This is a genomic window from Polynucleobacter sp. AP-Sanab-80-C2, from assembly GCF_035012965.1.
GTDB lineage: Bacteria > Pseudomonadota > Gammaproteobacteria > Burkholderiales > Burkholderiaceae > Polynucleobacter.
On sequence record NZ_JAYGQS010000002.1, the window covers coordinates 102,924 to 118,409 of the forward strand.

Here is a 15,486-nt window from a genome sequence, read left to right on the forward strand (position 1 = left end):
TTTGCTTGTTTACAATCGGTAGAACATGGCGAGAACCGTATACCCGAAATCCCAATTGCCCCAGTCCCCAGAAAAAGGCGGGCCGGATCGGATGCCCCGCCTGCTCCTAGAGGCCCGTTGGTTTATTTCCCTAGGCTTATGCCTTGGACTATTTGCCATTTTGATTACCTATTCCAAGGCTGACCCAGCCTGGTCACATGCCAGTTTTCAGGCTCCCAAGAACCTAGGTGGCCGTTTTGGGGCTTATTTAGCGGATTTGATGCTCTACATCTTTGGGATTTCTGCTTTTTGGTGGGTTGTGCTATTCGGGCGCCGGGTTCTAAATGGCTGGAGGGAGCTTTGGAGTATCCCTTTGCCCCCAGATCCAGAAGCTAAACCTGACTCTCTCTTAATGCGTTGGTTGGGCTTTGGTTTAACTTTGGCGTGCAGTATGGGGCTTGAGTCCATTCGTTTGCATACTCTGTCCTGGCAGCTTCCTAGACCTCCTGGTGGTATTTTGGGAGAGTTAATCGGCGACCCTTTGCAAATGTCTTTGGGTTTTACAGGTGCAACCTTAGTACTTCTATTTGGACTTTGTGCAGGCCTTTCTTTATTCCTGCATTTCTCTTGGCTAGATATTGCTGAAAAAGTTGGGCGAATCTTGGAAGTATCTTTTCATCGCATACGCGAGCGTCGCGATAGTGAAGAAGATCGTAAGCTAGGTGAAGCTGCTGCTGAAGAGCGGGAAGAGTTTGTGGAAGAGATTCGGGGGCGTGTTGAAGTGGCAGCGCCAGTACAGATTGTGCGTGCACCCATAGAGATCGCAAAGAGCGCTCGTGTAGAGCGTGAAAAACAACAACCACTATTCGTTGATATCCCTGATTCTGAATTGCCACCACTGGCATTGTTAGATCCAGTTCCTGAAGTAAAAGAAACCATCTCCGCTGATGTCTTAGAATTTACGTCGCGTTTAATTGAGCGGAAGTTAGCTGAGTTCAATGTTCAGGTAACCGTGATTGCCGCTTACCCTGGTCCCGTAGTAACACGTTATGAGATTGATCCGGCGATCGGCGTGAAGGGTAGTCAGATTGTTAATCTCTCCCGTGACTTAGCACGCTCACTGGGTGTTGTCAGTATGCGTGTAGTGGAAACCATTCCAGGTAAAACGTGTATGGCTTTGGAGTTGCCAAACCCAAGGCGCCAATCGGTTTACTTGTCTGAGATTCTGACTTCACAGGTATATAACGACAATCATTCTTTATTGACTCTCGCTTTAGGTAAGGATATTTCAGGCAGTCCTATGGTGGCTGACTTGGCGAAGATGCCGCACTGTTTGGTAGCGGGTACAACGGGTGCTGGTAAGTCGGTTGGTATCAATGCCATGATTCTTTCGCTGCTCTTTAAGGCAAAGCCGGATGAAGTGCGGTTGATCATGATTGATCCAAAGATGCTTGAGATGGCAATGTACGACAAGATCCCGCATCTGCTTTGCCCAGTAGTGACTGATATGAAACAAGCGTACAACGCATTGAACTGGGCGGTAAACGAGATGGAGCGTCGTTACAAGCTCATGAGTAAGTTTGGCGTGCGTAACTTAGCTGGCTTTAATAAGAAGATTCTGGAAGCAGAAGAAAAGGGTGAGAAGCTCACTAATCCATTTAGCTTGACGCCAGAAGATCCAGAGCCAATCTACAAGGCACCAGTTATCGTGATCGTGATTGATGAGTTAGCTGACTTGATGATGGTCTCTGGCAAGAAGATTGAAGAACTCATTGCCCGTATTGCGCAAAAAGCGCGTGCTGCAGGAATTCACTTGGTATTAGCAACACAGCGCCCTAGCGTAGATGTGATTACGGGCTTAATTAAAGCGAACGTGCCAACCCGTATCTCTTTTCAAGTCAGCAGCAAGATCGATAGCCGCACGATTTTGGATCAGCAGGGTGCTGAGGCACTTCTCGGTATGGGCGACATGCTGTATATGGCCCCAGGTACTGGCCTGCCGGTTCGGGTACATGGCGCATTCGTATCAGATGATGAAGTACATCGTGTGGTGGAATGGCTTAAAGAGAAGGGCGAAGCTAACTACATTGATGGTGTACTCGAAGGCGCAGATGAATCCAATATCGATGCCTTAACAGGTGAGAGCGGTGGTGAGTCTGATCCACTGTACGACCAAGCAGTCGCGATTGTTCTAGAAAATAAACGCCCATCCATCTCATTAGTGCAACGTCATCTGCGTATTGGCTACAACCGTGCAGCACGCCTCTTAGAAGATATGGAAAAAGCCGGTCTTGTATCCAAGATGGGCAATGGCGGCAATCGCGAAATTTTGCATCGTTCCTCCGAGTAAGGTTTGATTTTGCAAAGATTCTTATCAGCATTAGCGATTCAAATCTCCATCGGTATTGCGACGATTCTTTTTTCAGGTGTAGCGATCTCGCAAAGTGAGAGCGGCTCAGACCAATTACGCCAGTTTGTGCGTAATTCCAAAACGGCAGAAGGTGATTTTGTGCAACAGCAGCTCCGTGCGCCGAAAGCGAATGAGCCGCAAGACAAAGGTCTCAAAGTCGTGCGTCAGACGCAAGGCCATTTTGTCTTTCAGCGTCCGGGTCGTTTTGTGTGGGATACCCAAAAACCATATGAGCAAAAACTGATTGCAAATGTCAATCAACTCATCTTATGGGATAAGGACTTAAATCAAGCCACTTTTCGTCCAGCAGGACAAGCATTGGCATCAACACCAGCAGCTATTTTGTTTGGTGAAAACTCATTAGATCAACATTTTGAATTGATCGAAGGTGAGGAGCGCTTAGGAATGAAATGGGTCGCCTTAGTTCCTAAAAGTGACCCCAATGCCAAGAAACAAGGTGACCTGCCATATACCAAGATCTCGATTGGTATGGTTAATGGACTGCCCAAAGCGCTGGAGTTAATGGATGGCCTGGGAAGTGTGGTCTTAGTCACCCTCGATAAAATCCAACTCAATGTCAATTTGCCTGCCAACCGCTTTAATTTCATGCCTCCTGCAGGAGCTGAAGTCTTACGCTTAAACTAGAGTCTAAATAAACAAGCACACCTAATCTATAGAGCATTAAATGATTGATCCGCAATTACTCCGCAAAGATATCGCCGCTGTTGCAGCGCGTTTAGCTACTCGCAAATTCCGGCTAGATGTTGAGAGGTTCAACACCCTTGAGTCTGAGCGTAAGTCTTTACAAACCAGCACTGAAGAATTACAAGCCAAACGCAATCAGTTATCTAAAGCGATCGGCATGAAGAAAGGCAAAGGCGAGGATGCCTCTGCTGAGATGGCTGAAGTTGCTCAAGTAAATACTGATATGGAAGCCGGCGCATCCAGATTAAGTACGCTACAAGTCGAGATTTCTGATTTCTTGATGGGTATTCCCAATCTGCCAGATGATTCTGTGCCAACGGGTAAAGACGAAACTGAAAATAAAGAAATCAAGCGGTGGGGTACAGAACCTATATTTGATTTTGAGATCAAAGATCACGTAGATCTAGGCGGTCCATTAGGATTGGATTTTGAAGTAGCTGCCAAGATTAGCGGTTCTCGCTTCGTGGTTCTCAAAGGGCCGATTGCAAGATTACATCGTGCCTTAGCGCAATTCATGATCGATACCCATGCAAGTAATCATGGTTACCAAGAAGTCTATGCGCCTTATATGGTGAACGCTGCCTCAATGCGTGGTACTGGCCAATTACCGAAGTTTGAAGAAGACCTCTTTAAGGTTCCTCGTCAAATGGGTGGGGAGGATGGTAACAGAGAGTCAAAAACGGAAAACTTCTACCTCATTCCAACGGCGGAAGTTCCGGTAACTAATTTAGTAAGAGATGAGATCGTCAATGCCGATAATCTCCCTCTAAAGTTTGTTGCTCATACCCCATGCTTTCGCTCTGAAGCGGGTAGCTATGGTCGTGATGTCCGCGGGATGATTCGTCAACATCAGTTTGACAAAGTCGAGTTAGTACAAATCACTAAACCAGAAAACTCCATGCAAGCCCTCGAAGATTTAACGGGTCATGCTGAGAAGATTTTAGAGTTGCTCGAATTACCATACAGAAAAGTATTACTCTGCACTGGTGATATGGGATTTGGTAGCACCAAGACTTACGACTTAGAGGTATGGGTACCTTCACAAAAGGCATACAGAGAAATTAGTTCTTGCTCCAGCATGGGTGACTTCCAAGCAAGACGGATGCAGGCTAGATTTAAGGAGGGGCAAGGCAAGCCAGAACTCCTACATACATTAAATGGTTCTGGACTTGCAGTGGGCAGGACATTGGTCGCGTTAATTGAAAACAAGCAACAAGTAGACGGCAGCATTGCGATTCCAAAAGCGTTGCAACTCTATTTGGGTGGCTTAGAAGTGCTCAAGCCGATTTATTAATAGCGAGCTTCAGAGCGCATCTTTCGGATTACTGATTTCCCCATTCTCATGGAGCCTCGAAACTCCCTTAGTTCACGAAGAAACTTTTCCCTATCAAATGGTACTTTGGTAGATTCTGCTGATTCTGGGTTTGGTTGAGGTTTATTGACCATGATTGATTATTCGATTTCTTTCTCCAATTATCAAGAAACTTAAGTCCACGTGGGCATACGGGTCATTTTGGTTGCTAGTTATAATTGCCCTTCGGTTCGGAGAGGTGGCAGAGTGGTCGAATGTACCTGACTCGAAATCAGGCGTACTGTCAAAGGTACCGAGGGTTCGAATCCCTCCCTCTCCGCCAAATTGTCAAAAAAGTGCTTAAATCTATCAACGATCTTATTTTTAGTGAGTAAGATCTCGAACGGTTAAAGGAAGCTCATATCATGATGACCCCCGATGAGATAGAAAAATTAATACCTGCAGAAACTGCTAAATTTCGCTCACCCATTCCTACTCAAGCGATATCAAGCGATGAGTTTATGCCGTCTATACAAACTCCTAAGCAAAAAGAGCTAGAGAAGCGTATTAAAGAACTTGGCTCAAGATTTGCCAAGCATCAAGGAGTCTCTCGCCGGAGATTCTTTCAAGGTGCCGCAGGAATGGCAGCAGCCTTTGTTGCCATGAATGAAACCTTTGGCCCGCTTTATGGGGTTAGTCACGCTGAAGCGGCAACACCAGAACTGGCAAACGAACGCGCTGCATCGCTCAAAAGTCAATTCATCATGGATATGCATACTCACTATCTGCGAGATGACACTCGTTTAGAGGGATTTGTCAGATCACGCAAGGCAGTGGGGAAGGCAGCTTGGAATCCCGCCCTTGCAGGCAAGCCACAAACTTTAGATGATTTGAAATTTGCAAACTATTTTAAAGAGGTCTTCTTAGATAGTGATACTAAAGTCGCCTTAATTTCTGGATCAGGCTCTGAAGATCCGCGGGATTGGTTTTTAACCAATGAAATGAAGGCGCAGGCCCGTAAAACAGTAAACCAAGAGGCTGGTACTAAGCGTATGTTCTCACATGCAATTTTCATGCCCGGAACACCTGGATGGCTAGAAAAAGCAGAAGCGGATTATGAAAACCTCAAGCCAGATTCATTTAAAGGCTACACCATTGGCGATAACACCAATAAACAACTTTCTACACATCCTTGGCGACTTGATGATGAGAAGTTGCTGTATCCCTTTTATGAAAAGCTAGCAAAGTGGAGTAAGACGCAGCCAAGTCTTGCGAACGTTTGTGTACATAAAGGTTTATATCCACCGTCTGTGACACAGCAGTACCCACATCTATTACCTTATGCAAAAGTCGATGACGTTGCCAAAGCGGCAAAAGATTGGCCACAATTAAATTTCGTAATTTATCACTCCGCGTTTCGCTACACAGGTGGCACTTGGGATGAGGGTTGGCAGCAGTTCAGGCGCACAGGCCGAATTGACTGGGTAACTGACTTGGCACAGATTCCTCAAAAAGCTGGTGTCAATAATGTCTATGGTGATTTAGGACAAATCTTTGCTCAGAGTACTATTGCTGAACCAAGACTCTGTGCTGCGATGTTAGGTCAACTGATTCAGGGCCTTGGTTCTGATCACGTTGTCTGGGGAACCGATGCCATCTGGACAGGATCACCGCAATGGCAGATTGAAGCCTTACGCCGTCTTGAGATCCCAGAGGATATGCAAAAGAAGTATGGTTTTAGCCCCTTAGGCTCTGCTGATGGACCAGTCAAACGCGCTATCTTTGGCGATAACTCAGCGCGACTCTATCACTTTACTCAAGCACAACGCAGTGCGCTTGCAGGGGATAAGGTGGCTCTGGCTAAATTTAGTTATGACGAGTTTGGTGATGGTAGAACCAATCTGCGATATGGCTATATGCAAGCATAGATTGGGGTAATTTAATTGCAAGGTAAAAACATGGCTAGTTTTACAGCTGTATTGAGTCGGCTTTTCTTGGTATGTATGGGCGTCGTCTTGCTTGCCTGCTCAACACCACCGAGCAGATTTGGTGTTTATCAGCAGTCTGATGGAACTATTGGCGTGCATTCTCCAAAGGATGCCAAGGAAGAAGAAGCTCAGGAAATGGCGGTAGCAGAGTGCAAGAAGCTCGGAAAACGAACTGCGACGATTGTCGATAGTCGGAAAACGGTCAATGACCGCTTTCCGATGACGTACAACTATTTGTGTAGATGAGTCTTAAATTAAGTGAGATGAAGCGCTTAGCTAAGCAACCATTTCTTAATAGACTTATTGACGCACATAGCATCTAAGGCAAGACCAAAGAACTCAGAGCCATTCGTGACCATGCTTTCAATGGCTTCTACTTTGCCTGACTTGATGCCGCGCAGATAAGTCGCTGCACGATAACGCAGGAAGTGCTCAGTTTCACCTTCTTCATTCTCCGTTGAGCAAAGTTCTAGATTGCCATAGCGGGTTTCAGGATTGATATTAAGGATGGATAAGCTTAATGCACCAACTAATTTCTCTGGTACTGGGATTGGTACATAGGAGTAGAGCGAAATCAACATCTCTTCTTCATCTACTTCAATGATGTGATCAATATCCAAAACATCTTGTTCAGTTAACTCAGTCTCACCTGAATCGCCACCACCAAAAGTAGACTCAAACTGCAACATTGCCGTATTGCTGCCTTTAGAGATTTCGATCATGTCAGGGTAGCCAAGCAAACCTTTCCACCAATACATGAGAGAGAAAGTGCAGGGCTTTACTTCTACCAACCCTTTGTTAGTCGATTTAGCGAAGTAGAGACCATAAAACTCATCATCTTTTTCTAGACCATATTGATCAACCTTAGATGATTTGGCAACAGGTTTAGTGCTAGCCTTTTTGTTAACTTTCTTCGCTGCTGGTTTCTTAGTGGGCTTCTTAGCTGCCGCTTTTTTAGCAACAGGTTTCACTACCTTTTTTACCGTCTTTTTAGAGGCTACTTTTTTAGCAGCTACCTTCTTAATAGCTTTCTTTGTAGGGGCTTTTTTTACCACCTTGGTCGCTACTTTCTTTTTTGCTGGTGACTTCTTTGTAGCCATGGTCTATTACCCTTCATTTTTGGTAGTTAATGTGCATCAGCACTGATAGATATTACTGCAAATTAATTGCAATAAATACCAAGCCTATATGGGGTTTTTCCTGCTAAATATATTACGTGGGGCAGAATAAAAATATTGCCTAGCTTATTGTTCTCTTGGGTAGGCATTGATACACTGAAACTACGCATTATGAATAAACCCAGTCACTTTTGAATGAGGGAATCTATGTTTCCAGAATATCGCGAATTAATCACCAAGCTAAAGACAACAGACCGTCACTTTTCCCATCTGTTTGATAAACACAATAACCTGGATGCCAAGATTCTGCGGATGGAAGACCATAAAGAGCCGAGTACGCCAGAGGAAATTGAAACTCTAAAGAAAGAAAAGTTGCTGCTAAAAGACCAGATTTACGCAGTGCTTAAGAAAGCCAGCGCCCAATAGAAGGGTAATCTTTCTTGAGGAGGCAGGCTTTGAGCAACTGATTGCCTGCTTCTGTTGTGCGCCCACCTCATGGCTACATTGGCCACAAACATCGTTATCCGCATCAAAGTAGCTAACCTCTTCTTGACAGGCGGGGCATTTAGATAAGTTATCTGCGCCCATTTAAAATGAAGATGTAATGAACAAATCTCTCAAACTCTTCTTACTCTTTTTGGCATCTATTGTTGCTATCGCTACTTTAGGCATTTGGTATGCAGCATCGTCGATCAACCCAGCTCAGTTAACGCAATTGCTGAGTTCCTCCGTGAAAGAAGCCACCGGCCGTGATTTGAAGATTGCTGGACCTGTTAGCCTGAAATTATTTCCCTCACTAGGGATTGTTGCGCAGAAAGTTTCATTGAGTAATGCATCGTGGGCCAATAAGACTGATATGTTAACGGTCAAGCATGTAGAGTTAGATATCGAATTACTCCCCTTGTTAAGAAAAGAGATTGCATTCAATGCGATCAATCTGAATGGTGTAGAGGCACAATTACAGACCAATAAAGCTGGCGACGGTAACTGGGATTTCTCGCCACCAGTTTCATCTGGAGTTAAGGTGAGCAATGCGACTCAGTCACCATCGAATAGTTCTGTAGCTGCATCAAGTTCGACCTCAGACCAAGTTGACCCTGTCAGGATTAAAAATTTCAGCATTACAGATGCACATTTGAGTTATGAAGGTTTTGGTGCTGAACCTAAATCTATTCTGCTGTCTAAGTTATCGCTAGTGGGTAGTAGCAATAAAACAGAGATAGTGGGTCAAGCGCAGTACGCCAACTATCAATTACTGATTAAAGGCAGGACTAGTAATTTGCATGATGCTTTAGACAACTGGGATCTGAGCCCCGTCAAACTGCCCTTAGATTTTGATCTCACAGTGAATGGCAAAACCTTAGCCATCAATGGCGAAATAGATAAAAAGCCTAAGAGCTTGCCAAACTTTAATATCAATCTGAGCTCTAAAGCTTTTGAGTTTGCTCCCTTAGCTGGCTCAGCAGTCCTCGCTGGTGCTAGTGGTGCTAAAAGTTCTCCCCCTCCCTCTTCAAAACCACGTGGAAAGTTTTTCTTTAGTGATGAAGCCTTGCCATTCGATATGTTGCCCTATGCTAGTGGAAAGCTTGCTATCAATATTCAAGAGCTGAGTATTCCAGGTCATGTGCCGCTGACGGATTTAAAAGGAATCTTTGTTTTTAATGGCCCTAAAATCGATGTCAATGATCTCTCTTTCGGTCTTGGCAAAGGTACTGCTCAAGTGCGCGCTAGCCTTGCTGAATTTCAAGGTCCTAATCCGCGCATTTCAATGAAAGGTATGGCAAAGGGATTTACTCTGGAGCAGCTGATGGATGCAGTTGATGCTAATACGAAGGTCAAGGGTGGAGATACAGAGCTTGCCTTTAATCTTCGCAGTACTGGAATTTCGATGCATCAATTAGCGAGTCGGGCAAATGGCGCAGCGCAAGTTTCAATTGGTAAAGGTAGCCTAGATTCTCGCTTTATCGATGGTGGTGGTGATCTCCTCATCACGATTGTGAATGCCGTGAATCCAATGCGTAAGCAAACTGATCAAACCCTGTTAGAGTGCGCAGTTGTCTATCTACCAGTCGGTAATGGCCAGGTCACCTTGAATGATTCTATTGGGGTGGTAACAGATCGTTTGGATATGGTGCTATCTGGCTCAGTAGATTTAAAAACAGAGGCTTTAAATATCAAGATTGATCCTAGAGAAAAATCTGGACTGACAACGGGTGTCAATTTAGCGGGCTTAGTGAAGCTTCAGGGAACCTTGCTCAATCCTCAGGCAGGCGTCAATAAAGAAGGCGTAGTGAATAGCGCTATATCGATTGGCTTAGGAATTCTGACGGGTGGGGCAACGATCTTGGCTGAGAACGCTAAATCTATCGCTACCAAGAATGCGGTCCAGCCTTGTAAAGCAGCGCTACATTCTTGGTCAGATATTTATCCAGGTGCTAACTAGTTAAAAAACTAAGCCGCTCACAAATAGGCTAAACAAAGAAATAAAGATGCTGGCAAAGAATGCGGTCCAGAAGCTGGAGATCGTAAAGCCACTCACTACTGCTGATACCAACATTAACACCAAGGCATTTACTACCAATAAGAAGAGGCCCAAGGTCAACACGGTCAATGGCAATGTTAGCAATATCAGCAGAGGCTTCACGATGGCATTAGCAAAGCCGAGAAGCAGGGCGGCGATTAATAGCGAGCCGCCATCAGCAAATCGCAGTCCGCTAAAGATATAACTAGCCACCCATAGAGACAAGGAAGTTAAACCCCATTGAATTAGAAATGGCATTAAGTTGCCCATGATTTATCCCTTTAATTATTATTAATGATTGGTCTAGGGTTTATATAGTATCAGCCGATCTAATAATGCGGCGGAATATCATCTTTTAAGCTACCACTACCTACGCCGCCGCTGCTAGCTTGCTCTTTGATGGCCTTGAGTTCGCGATACAGAAACTCAATTTGCTGTTGTTGTTTATAGACAGTCTCATTGAGTTTCTCAATAAGGTCCTCAGTAAAACTGAGCTTGATTTCGAGGTTGGTAATTCGGTCATCAGTCATTGGCGGCGCCTTATTTAGTAACAAGCTCAAATCGACCATCTTCCATTTCAGCTTTGGGCCTAATCCAAAAATCGTGCGATTGGAGTGATTCATAGACATAAGCTGGCTCTAGAGTGGCTTCAATATTTGCTAGAAAAGCAACCTTATAAAATCCACCGGTCTTTATATGTCTCAACTTTGCTCCAGGTTTAAAAAGTCCATCATCAGGATCAGCCATTTTCGGTTTACTCATAAAACGCACTTTCTAGGTATGATTTGGTGATGGCAAATTCCATCCCGTACTCCATTCTAGATATATCTCCCATTCCACAGGGGTTTACTGCCGCCGATGCGCTGCGAAACTCCTTGGATGTGGCGCAGCATGCTGAGAAGTGGGGCTATACCCGCTATTGGGTAGCAGAGCATCACAATATGACTGGTAACGCTAGCTCAGCAACGGCTGTATTGCTTGGATACTTGGCAGCGGGTACATCACATATTAAAGTAGGCTCTGGTGGAGTGATGCTCCCCAATCATGCCCCTCTAGTGATTGCAGAACAATTTGGCACTCTAGAATCTCTATATCCTGGTCGTATTGAGTTGGGCTTAGGCCGAGCACCTGGAACTGATCAAATGACAGCGCGCGCATTGCGTCGTGATCTACTAGGCAGCGATGATCGCTTCCCCCAAGACGTGCGCGAACTACAGCATTACTTTGGACCTATTCAGGAGGGGCAGTCTGTAAAAGCGATTCCAGGAGCCGATACTAATGTACCGATTTGGATCTTAGGCTCTAGTCTCTATGGCGCTCAATTGGCCGCTCATTTTGGTTTACCGTATGCCTTTGCATCTCATTTTGCGCCTGAGCAGCTATTAGAGGCGATGTCGATTTATCGAGAACTCTTTAAACCATCTGCGCAACAAGCGACACCTTATTCTGCATTTGTCATGAATGTGGTAGCTGCCGATACCGATGAAGAGGCGCAGTATCTGTTTACAAGCTTGCAACAAAATGTAGTGCGCATGCGTCGCAATACACGTGGTCAACTACCTCCGCCAATTGCTGATCTGGATGGGTTTTGTGAACCCCATGAGCAAGCAGCGGCAGCACACACTTTGCAATGTTCTTTGGTGGGTTCAATCGAGACGATTAAAAAAGGAATACGTACTTGGTTAGATCGTACCGGTGCAAATGAAATCTTATTTACTGGCCAGATCTTTGATCATCAAGCGCGTCTCAAATCATTTGAGATAGCAGCGAGGGCTGCTCAAAGTCTATAAAGCGTTCACTCCAAAATAGCGTTGTAGTCAGAGGTGATGTAAACACTTTCCTTTGTGGCTTTATTCGCTAGCTTGAGGACTTCATTGTCTTTGCTGATCAACATGCAGGGCTTTGCCGTATAAGCAATGTTTAAAAAGACTTGATCATCTGGATCACGACATTGCCATGGTGCGTTGATCAAGGTTTTGTCGTCTATGGTTCTAGCCAAACTGCGCCACTCATTAAGGATATTTACTTGATGAATTTGTTCAAGACAGAAGAGGGGGCGACTAATAACATCAGCAAGCTCTTCAAAAGTTTTTGGGCTTGCTAAAGCATGAATCTGCCCATTAATAAGTGCCTGCTTGAGATGAATTGCTCTGAAGTCATTAAATACAAAGATATCTAATAAGACATTGGTATCAAAGACAACGGACTTCATTTAGTCTAGCTTTGATTGGAGCGCCAGATTTCTGGGGTGATGGTCACCTGGCCTTGATCGGACGAAATATAGGCTTCACCATCTTGAATATTGACGTGGATGACCATGCTGCGCTCAACCAGCTTATTGAGCTCTTTAGCCTGTTCTGCGGGAATGGAGATGACTTGTAGATTGCGAGCACGATTTAGTTTGTTGGCAATGCCATCCCACCAGATTTTGCTAGTATGTCCACCATAGCAATACACAACAACTTGGTCTGCCCTTCCACAAGCTTTGAGAATGCGCCGTTCATCGGGTTGACCAATTTCAATCCAGAGCTTAATAGCATCTGTCAGATCTTTAATCCATAAATCAGGTTCATCGGTATCGCTCAAGCCTTTAGTGAAGACGAGGTCTTCGTGGGCCTGTAATGCAAAAGCGATGATTCTGACCATCATTCGCTCCTCAGTTTCAGAGGGGTGCTTTGCGATGGTTAGAGAATGACTACCATAGTAGTGGCGGTCTGAATCTGCGACATGAAGGTCGACTTTATGAATAGTTGCGCGGAGAGCCATACGGCATTATCGCCTTTAAATGGTGGCACCTCAGATTGCCGTATCATTTTAGTAATTTATTCTTCCCCTGGGCCTCCTATGAACACTGCTATTACTTGGAAAATTCGCATTGCAGCGATTTTTTTGATAGGTACTTGTGCTGCCAGTTTTCATCATGCAGCAGTAGCGGCAGATGTATGGCCGAGTAAGCCCATGAAGATCATCGTACCTTTTTCTCCTGGAAGTGTTCAGGATGCTTTGGCAAGATCATTTTCCAATGAATTAGGTTCAGCACTAGGTGAACCAGTCGTAGTTGAAAACAAAGCAGGTGCAGGTGGTACGGTTGGCACTGGCATTGTAGGAAAGTCTGCGCCCGATGGATATACCTTTTTAATGGCAGCCGCAAGTCATAACATTAATGGCAGTCTATTTAATAAACTCAGTTTTGATCCGATAAAAGATTTCACGGGCGCAGCATATATTGGTACTAGTAGTTACATCATGATGACCAATGCAGAGTTTCCAGCGAAGTCTGTTGCAGAGTTTATTGCCTTAGCAAAAGCAAACCCAGGACAATATAACTATGCTAGCGCTGGTAATGGCAGTGCTTCACATTTGGCCATGGCTTACTTTAATAGTATGGCCGGCATTCAGCTGGTGCATATTCCAACCAAGGGTACGGGGGACGCTATTACCGAGTTGTTAGCAGGACGTGCTCAAGCAGTCATTGCTGCCAATGTAGCGGCATTGCCTTTTGCTAATGATTCACGGATTCGTTTCTTGGGCGTTTCCTCAGAAAAGCCATCACCGTTTGTGCCTGGTGTTTCTCCAATTGGCGATACCTTGAAAGGCTATGTCTTTGATAGCTGGTTTGGGCTACTTGCTCCAGCTAGTACTCCGAATAAAATCATCACGAAGATGCAATCTGAAATGAGTAAGTTATTAAAGCAGCCAGAGATTATTGAACGTATGCGCCGCCAAGGTATTGAAATTGGCAACTTATCACCTAATGACTTCAATCAGCTATTGGTGAGGGATTATGTACGTATGGCTAATGTAGTAAAAGCTTCCGGCGCGAAAGCCGAATAAGAAAATGACTATGTACCGTAGAGCCCCATGATCCGTATCACCGAACTGCGTTTACCCATTGCTCATGCTCCAGATGATCTTGAGCTGGCGATTCTGAAGCGTCTGAATTTATCATCAAAAGATTTAATTTCTTTTGCAATCTTTAAGCGTAGCTATGATGCGCGTAAGAATGTTGCTCTAGCCTTCATTTATACAGTAGATCTTTCAGTCAGAAATGAAGCAGCGGTACTCAAGCAGTTTGCTAACGACACTCATGTCAGACCATCGCCGGACACTAGTTACCATTTCGTAGCTAAAGCACCTGAAACTATAAGCGCTGGCAAAGTATTGCGACCTGTAGTGATTGGCTTTGGCCCTTGTGGCATCTTTGCTGCTTTGACCTTGGCACAAATGGGATTTAAGCCCATCGTGCTTGAGCGCGGCAAGCGAGTTCGAGAGCGCACTCAAGATACTTGGGGTTTGTGGCGCAAAAATATTTTGAATCCTGAGTCTAATGTCCAGTTTGGTGAGGGTGGTGCTGGAACGTTTTCCGATGGCAAGCTCTATAGCCAAATTAAAGATCCGAAATTCTATGGACGTAAGGTGATTGAGGAGTTTGTTAAAGCGGGTGCACCAGCAGAAATTCAATACGTGGCAAAACCCCATATTGGCACTTTCCGTCTAGTTGGCGTAGTTGAAAAAATGCGTCAAGAAATTATTGATCTGGGTGGTGAAATTCGTTTTTCTCAAAAAGTGATTGGCTTTGATATTGAGAACGAGCAAATTGCTGGAGTCAAAATCGAAGGGCAACCTGATTTGCAGGCTAAGCACGTAGTGTTGGCTTTGGGTCATAGTGCACGTGATACTTTTAAGGCTCTGCATGATGCAGGTGTATTCATGGAAGCCAAGCCCTTCTCGGTGGGATTTCGTATTGAACATCCTCAATCCTTGATTGATAAGGCGCGTTTAGGGCCCCATGCAGGTAATGAATTAATTGGCGCTGCAGATTACAAGTTGGTACACCACGCCAAGAACGGACGAGCCGTTTATAGTTTTTGTATGTGCCCCGGTGGAACTGTAGTTGCTGCAACTTCAGAACCTAATCGCGTTGTTACTAATGGGATGAGTCAATATTCTCGTAACGAGCGCAATGCAAATGCTGGCATCGTTGTTGGCATTACTCCAGAAGACTATCCAGGCGGACCGCTTGCTGGACTTGAGTTTCAGCGTCAACTGGAGTCAAAAGCATTTGAACTTGGTGGTAGCACATATGAGGCTCCAGGGCAATTAGTGGGAGATTTTTTAGAGGGCAAGGCTTCAACTGAGTTTCGAAGCGTACTGCCATCCTATAAGCCAGGTGTTCATTTGACTGACTTAGCACAAGCCTTGCCTGCTTATGCGATTGAAGCTATTCGTGAGGCCTTGCCTGAATTTGAAAAGCAAATCAAAGGTTTTTCAATGAAGGATGCTGTTCTCACGGGCGTTGAGACTAGAACTTCATCACCTTTGCGCATTACTCGAGGATCAAACTTTCAGAGCTTGAATATTAAAGGCCTCTACCCAGCTGGCGAGGGGGCTGGATATGCCGGTGGCATCTTATCTGCTGGAGTGGATGGGATTAAAGTAGCAGAAGCAGTAGCGCTGGACTATTTTTCTTGAGC

The 15,486-nt window shown here is 45.0% G+C and carries 16 protein-coding genes and 1 tRNA gene; 11 read left to right on the forward strand and 6 right to left on the reverse strand.

The features are described from left to right. Positions 1–25: 25 nt before the first annotated feature. The 6 genes from VC178_RS03695 to VC178_RS03720 all read left to right on the forward strand — a co-directional run bounded on the left by VC178_RS03695 (position 26) and on the right by VC178_RS03720 (position 6,619). Positions 26–2,329 carry a DNA translocase FtsK gene (locus tag VC178_RS03695; protein WP_215296661.1) on the forward strand — a complete coding sequence of 768 codons (2,304 nt, stop codon included), beginning with the start codon at positions 26–28 and terminating at the stop codon, positions 2,327–2,329. Between the two features lie 9 nt (positions 2,330–2,338). After that, the gene (locus tag VC178_RS03700) at positions 2,339–3,034 is read left to right on the forward strand and encodes an outer membrane lipoprotein carrier protein LolA (RefSeq protein WP_323481635.1); all 696 of its coding nucleotides are present in this window, start codon (positions 2,339–2,341) and stop codon (positions 3,032–3,034) included. 40 nt (positions 3,035–3,074) lie between these two features. Then, positions 3,075–4,388 (forward strand): serine--tRNA ligase, encoded by a 1,314-nt coding sequence (gene serS, locus VC178_RS03705; RefSeq protein WP_323481636.1) that lies wholly within the window; start codon positions 3,075–3,077, stop codon positions 4,386–4,388. A gap of 250 nt (positions 4,389–4,638) precedes the next feature. Then, positions 4,639–4,728, forward strand: a tRNA-Ser gene (locus VC178_RS03710). An 82-nt stretch (positions 4,729–4,810) separates the two neighbouring features. Continuing rightward, positions 4,811–6,313, forward strand: a complete 1,503-nt coding sequence (locus VC178_RS03715; protein ID WP_323481637.1) for an amidohydrolase family protein — start codon at positions 4,811–4,813, stop codon at positions 6,311–6,313. 51 nt (positions 6,314–6,364) lie between these two features. Continuing rightward, positions 6,365–6,619 (forward strand): hypothetical protein, encoded by a 255-nt coding sequence (locus VC178_RS03720; protein WP_251370060.1) that lies wholly within the window; start codon positions 6,365–6,367, stop codon positions 6,617–6,619. A 26-nt stretch (positions 6,620–6,645) separates the two neighbouring features. Here the strand turns inward: VC178_RS03720 and VC178_RS03725 are convergent, their stop codons facing one another. Further along, entirely contained in the window at positions 6,646–7,473 is an 828-nt protein-coding gene (locus VC178_RS03725) for a hypothetical protein (RefSeq protein WP_323481638.1), read from the reverse strand. A 225-nt stretch (positions 7,474–7,698) separates the two neighbouring features. Between VC178_RS03725 and VC178_RS03730 the strand changes: the two genes are divergently transcribed. Both VC178_RS03730 and VC178_RS03735 read left to right on the forward strand, forming a co-directional pair. Further along, on the forward strand, positions 7,699–7,917 hold the full coding sequence (locus VC178_RS03730) for a YdcH family protein (RefSeq protein ID WP_216124060.1): 219 nt from the start codon (positions 7,699–7,701) through the stop codon (positions 7,915–7,917). A gap of 178 nt (positions 7,918–8,095) precedes the next feature. After that, on the forward strand, positions 8,096–9,934 hold the full coding sequence (locus tag VC178_RS03735) for an AsmA family protein (RefSeq protein WP_323481639.1): 1,839 nt from the start codon (positions 8,096–8,098) through the stop codon (positions 9,932–9,934). On the opposite strand, the gene VC178_RS03740 is transcribed toward VC178_RS03735, so the two are convergent. Genes VC178_RS03740 through VC178_RS03750 form a run of 3 tightly spaced genes read right to left on the reverse strand, consistent with a single transcriptional unit; the run spans position 9,935 to position 10,774 of the window. Next, complete coding sequence (locus tag VC178_RS03740; protein ID WP_215297330.1) at positions 9,935–10,285, reverse strand: phage holin family protein; 351 nt, start codon at positions 10,283–10,285, stop codon at positions 9,935–9,937. It lies immediately after the preceding gene. 56 nt (positions 10,286–10,341) lie between these two features. Continuing rightward, positions 10,342–10,542, reverse strand: coding sequence for a SlyX family protein (locus tag VC178_RS03745; RefSeq protein ID WP_323481640.1), 201 nt, complete (start codon positions 10,540–10,542; stop codon positions 10,342–10,344). Between the two features lie 10 nt (positions 10,543–10,552). Then, positions 10,553–10,774 carry a hypothetical protein gene (locus VC178_RS03750; protein ID WP_323481641.1) on the reverse strand — a complete coding sequence of 74 codons (222 nt, stop codon included), beginning with the start codon at positions 10,772–10,774 and terminating at the stop codon, positions 10,553–10,555. 29 nt (positions 10,775–10,803) lie between these two features. Between VC178_RS03750 and VC178_RS03755 the strand changes: the two genes are divergently transcribed. Further along, positions 10,804–11,802 carry an LLM class flavin-dependent oxidoreductase gene (locus tag VC178_RS03755; RefSeq protein WP_216124063.1) on the forward strand — a complete coding sequence of 333 codons (999 nt, stop codon included), beginning with the start codon at positions 10,804–10,806 and terminating at the stop codon, positions 11,800–11,802. A gap of 5 nt (positions 11,803–11,807) precedes the next feature. On the opposite strand, the gene VC178_RS03760 is transcribed toward VC178_RS03755, so the two are convergent. Next, positions 11,808–12,224, reverse strand: coding sequence for a putative toxin-antitoxin system toxin component, PIN family (locus tag VC178_RS03760; protein WP_323481642.1), 417 nt, complete (start codon positions 12,222–12,224; stop codon positions 11,808–11,810). Between the two features lie 5 nt (positions 12,225–12,229). Beyond that, a complete protein-coding gene (locus tag VC178_RS03765) occupies positions 12,230–12,778 on the reverse strand; it encodes a YaeQ family protein (RefSeq protein ID WP_216124065.1) in 549 nt (182 codons plus the stop codon). 78 nt (positions 12,779–12,856) lie between these two features. Between VC178_RS03765 and VC178_RS03770 the strand changes: the two genes are divergently transcribed. Both VC178_RS03770 and VC178_RS03775 read left to right on the forward strand, forming a co-directional pair. After that, the gene (locus VC178_RS03770; protein WP_323481643.1) at positions 12,857–13,846 is read left to right on the forward strand and encodes a tripartite tricarboxylate transporter substrate-binding protein; all 990 of its coding nucleotides are present in this window, start codon (positions 12,857–12,859) and stop codon (positions 13,844–13,846) included. A 27-nt stretch (positions 13,847–13,873) separates the two neighbouring features. Beyond that, positions 13,874–15,484 (forward strand): NAD(P)/FAD-dependent oxidoreductase, encoded by a 1,611-nt coding sequence (locus VC178_RS03775; RefSeq protein WP_323481644.1) that lies wholly within the window; start codon positions 13,874–13,876, stop codon positions 15,482–15,484. Positions 15,485–15,486: the final 2 nt, after the last annotated feature.

Bases quoted from the DNA above. Each gene is read 5' to 3' on its own strand.
- VC178_RS03755 (WP_216124063.1), top strand. From the start codon at position 10,804: ATGGCAAATTCCATCCCGTACTCCATTCTAGATATATCTCCCATTCCA.
- VC178_RS03750 (WP_323481641.1), bottom strand. From the start codon at position 10,774: ATGAGTAAACCGAAAATGGCTGATCCTGATGATGGACTTTTTAAACCT.
- VC178_RS03745 (WP_323481640.1), bottom strand. From the start codon at position 10,542: ATGACTGATGACCGAATTACCAACCTCGAAATCAAGCTCAGTTTTACT.
- VC178_RS03760 (WP_323481642.1), bottom strand. From the start codon at position 12,224: ATGAAGTCCGTTGTCTTTGATACCAATGTCTTATTAGATATCTTTGTA.
- serS (WP_323481636.1), top strand. From the start codon at position 3,075: ATGATTGATCCGCAATTACTCCGCAAAGATATCGCCGCTGTTGCAGCG.
- VC178_RS03735 (WP_323481639.1), top strand. From the start codon at position 8,096: ATGAACAAATCTCTCAAACTCTTCTTACTCTTTTTGGCATCTATTGTT.
- VC178_RS03770 (WP_323481643.1), top strand. From the start codon at position 12,857: ATGAACACTGCTATTACTTGGAAAATTCGCATTGCAGCGATTTTTTTG.
- VC178_RS03730 (WP_216124060.1), top strand. From the start codon at position 7,699: ATGTTTCCAGAATATCGCGAATTAATCACCAAGCTAAAGACAACAGAC.
- VC178_RS03695 (WP_215296661.1), top strand. From the start codon at position 26: ATGGCGAGAACCGTATACCCGAAATCCCAATTGCCCCAGTCCCCAGAA.
- VC178_RS03725 (WP_323481638.1), bottom strand. From the start codon at position 7,473: ATGGCTACAAAGAAGTCACCAGCAAAAAAGAAAGTAGCGACCAAGGTG.
- VC178_RS03715 (WP_323481637.1), top strand. From the start codon at position 4,811: ATGATGACCCCCGATGAGATAGAAAAATTAATACCTGCAGAAACTGCT.
- VC178_RS03775 (WP_323481644.1), top strand. From the start codon at position 13,874: ATGATCCGTATCACCGAACTGCGTTTACCCATTGCTCATGCTCCAGAT.
- VC178_RS03765 (WP_216124065.1), bottom strand. From the start codon at position 12,778: ATGGCTCTCCGCGCAACTATTCATAAAGTCGACCTTCATGTCGCAGAT.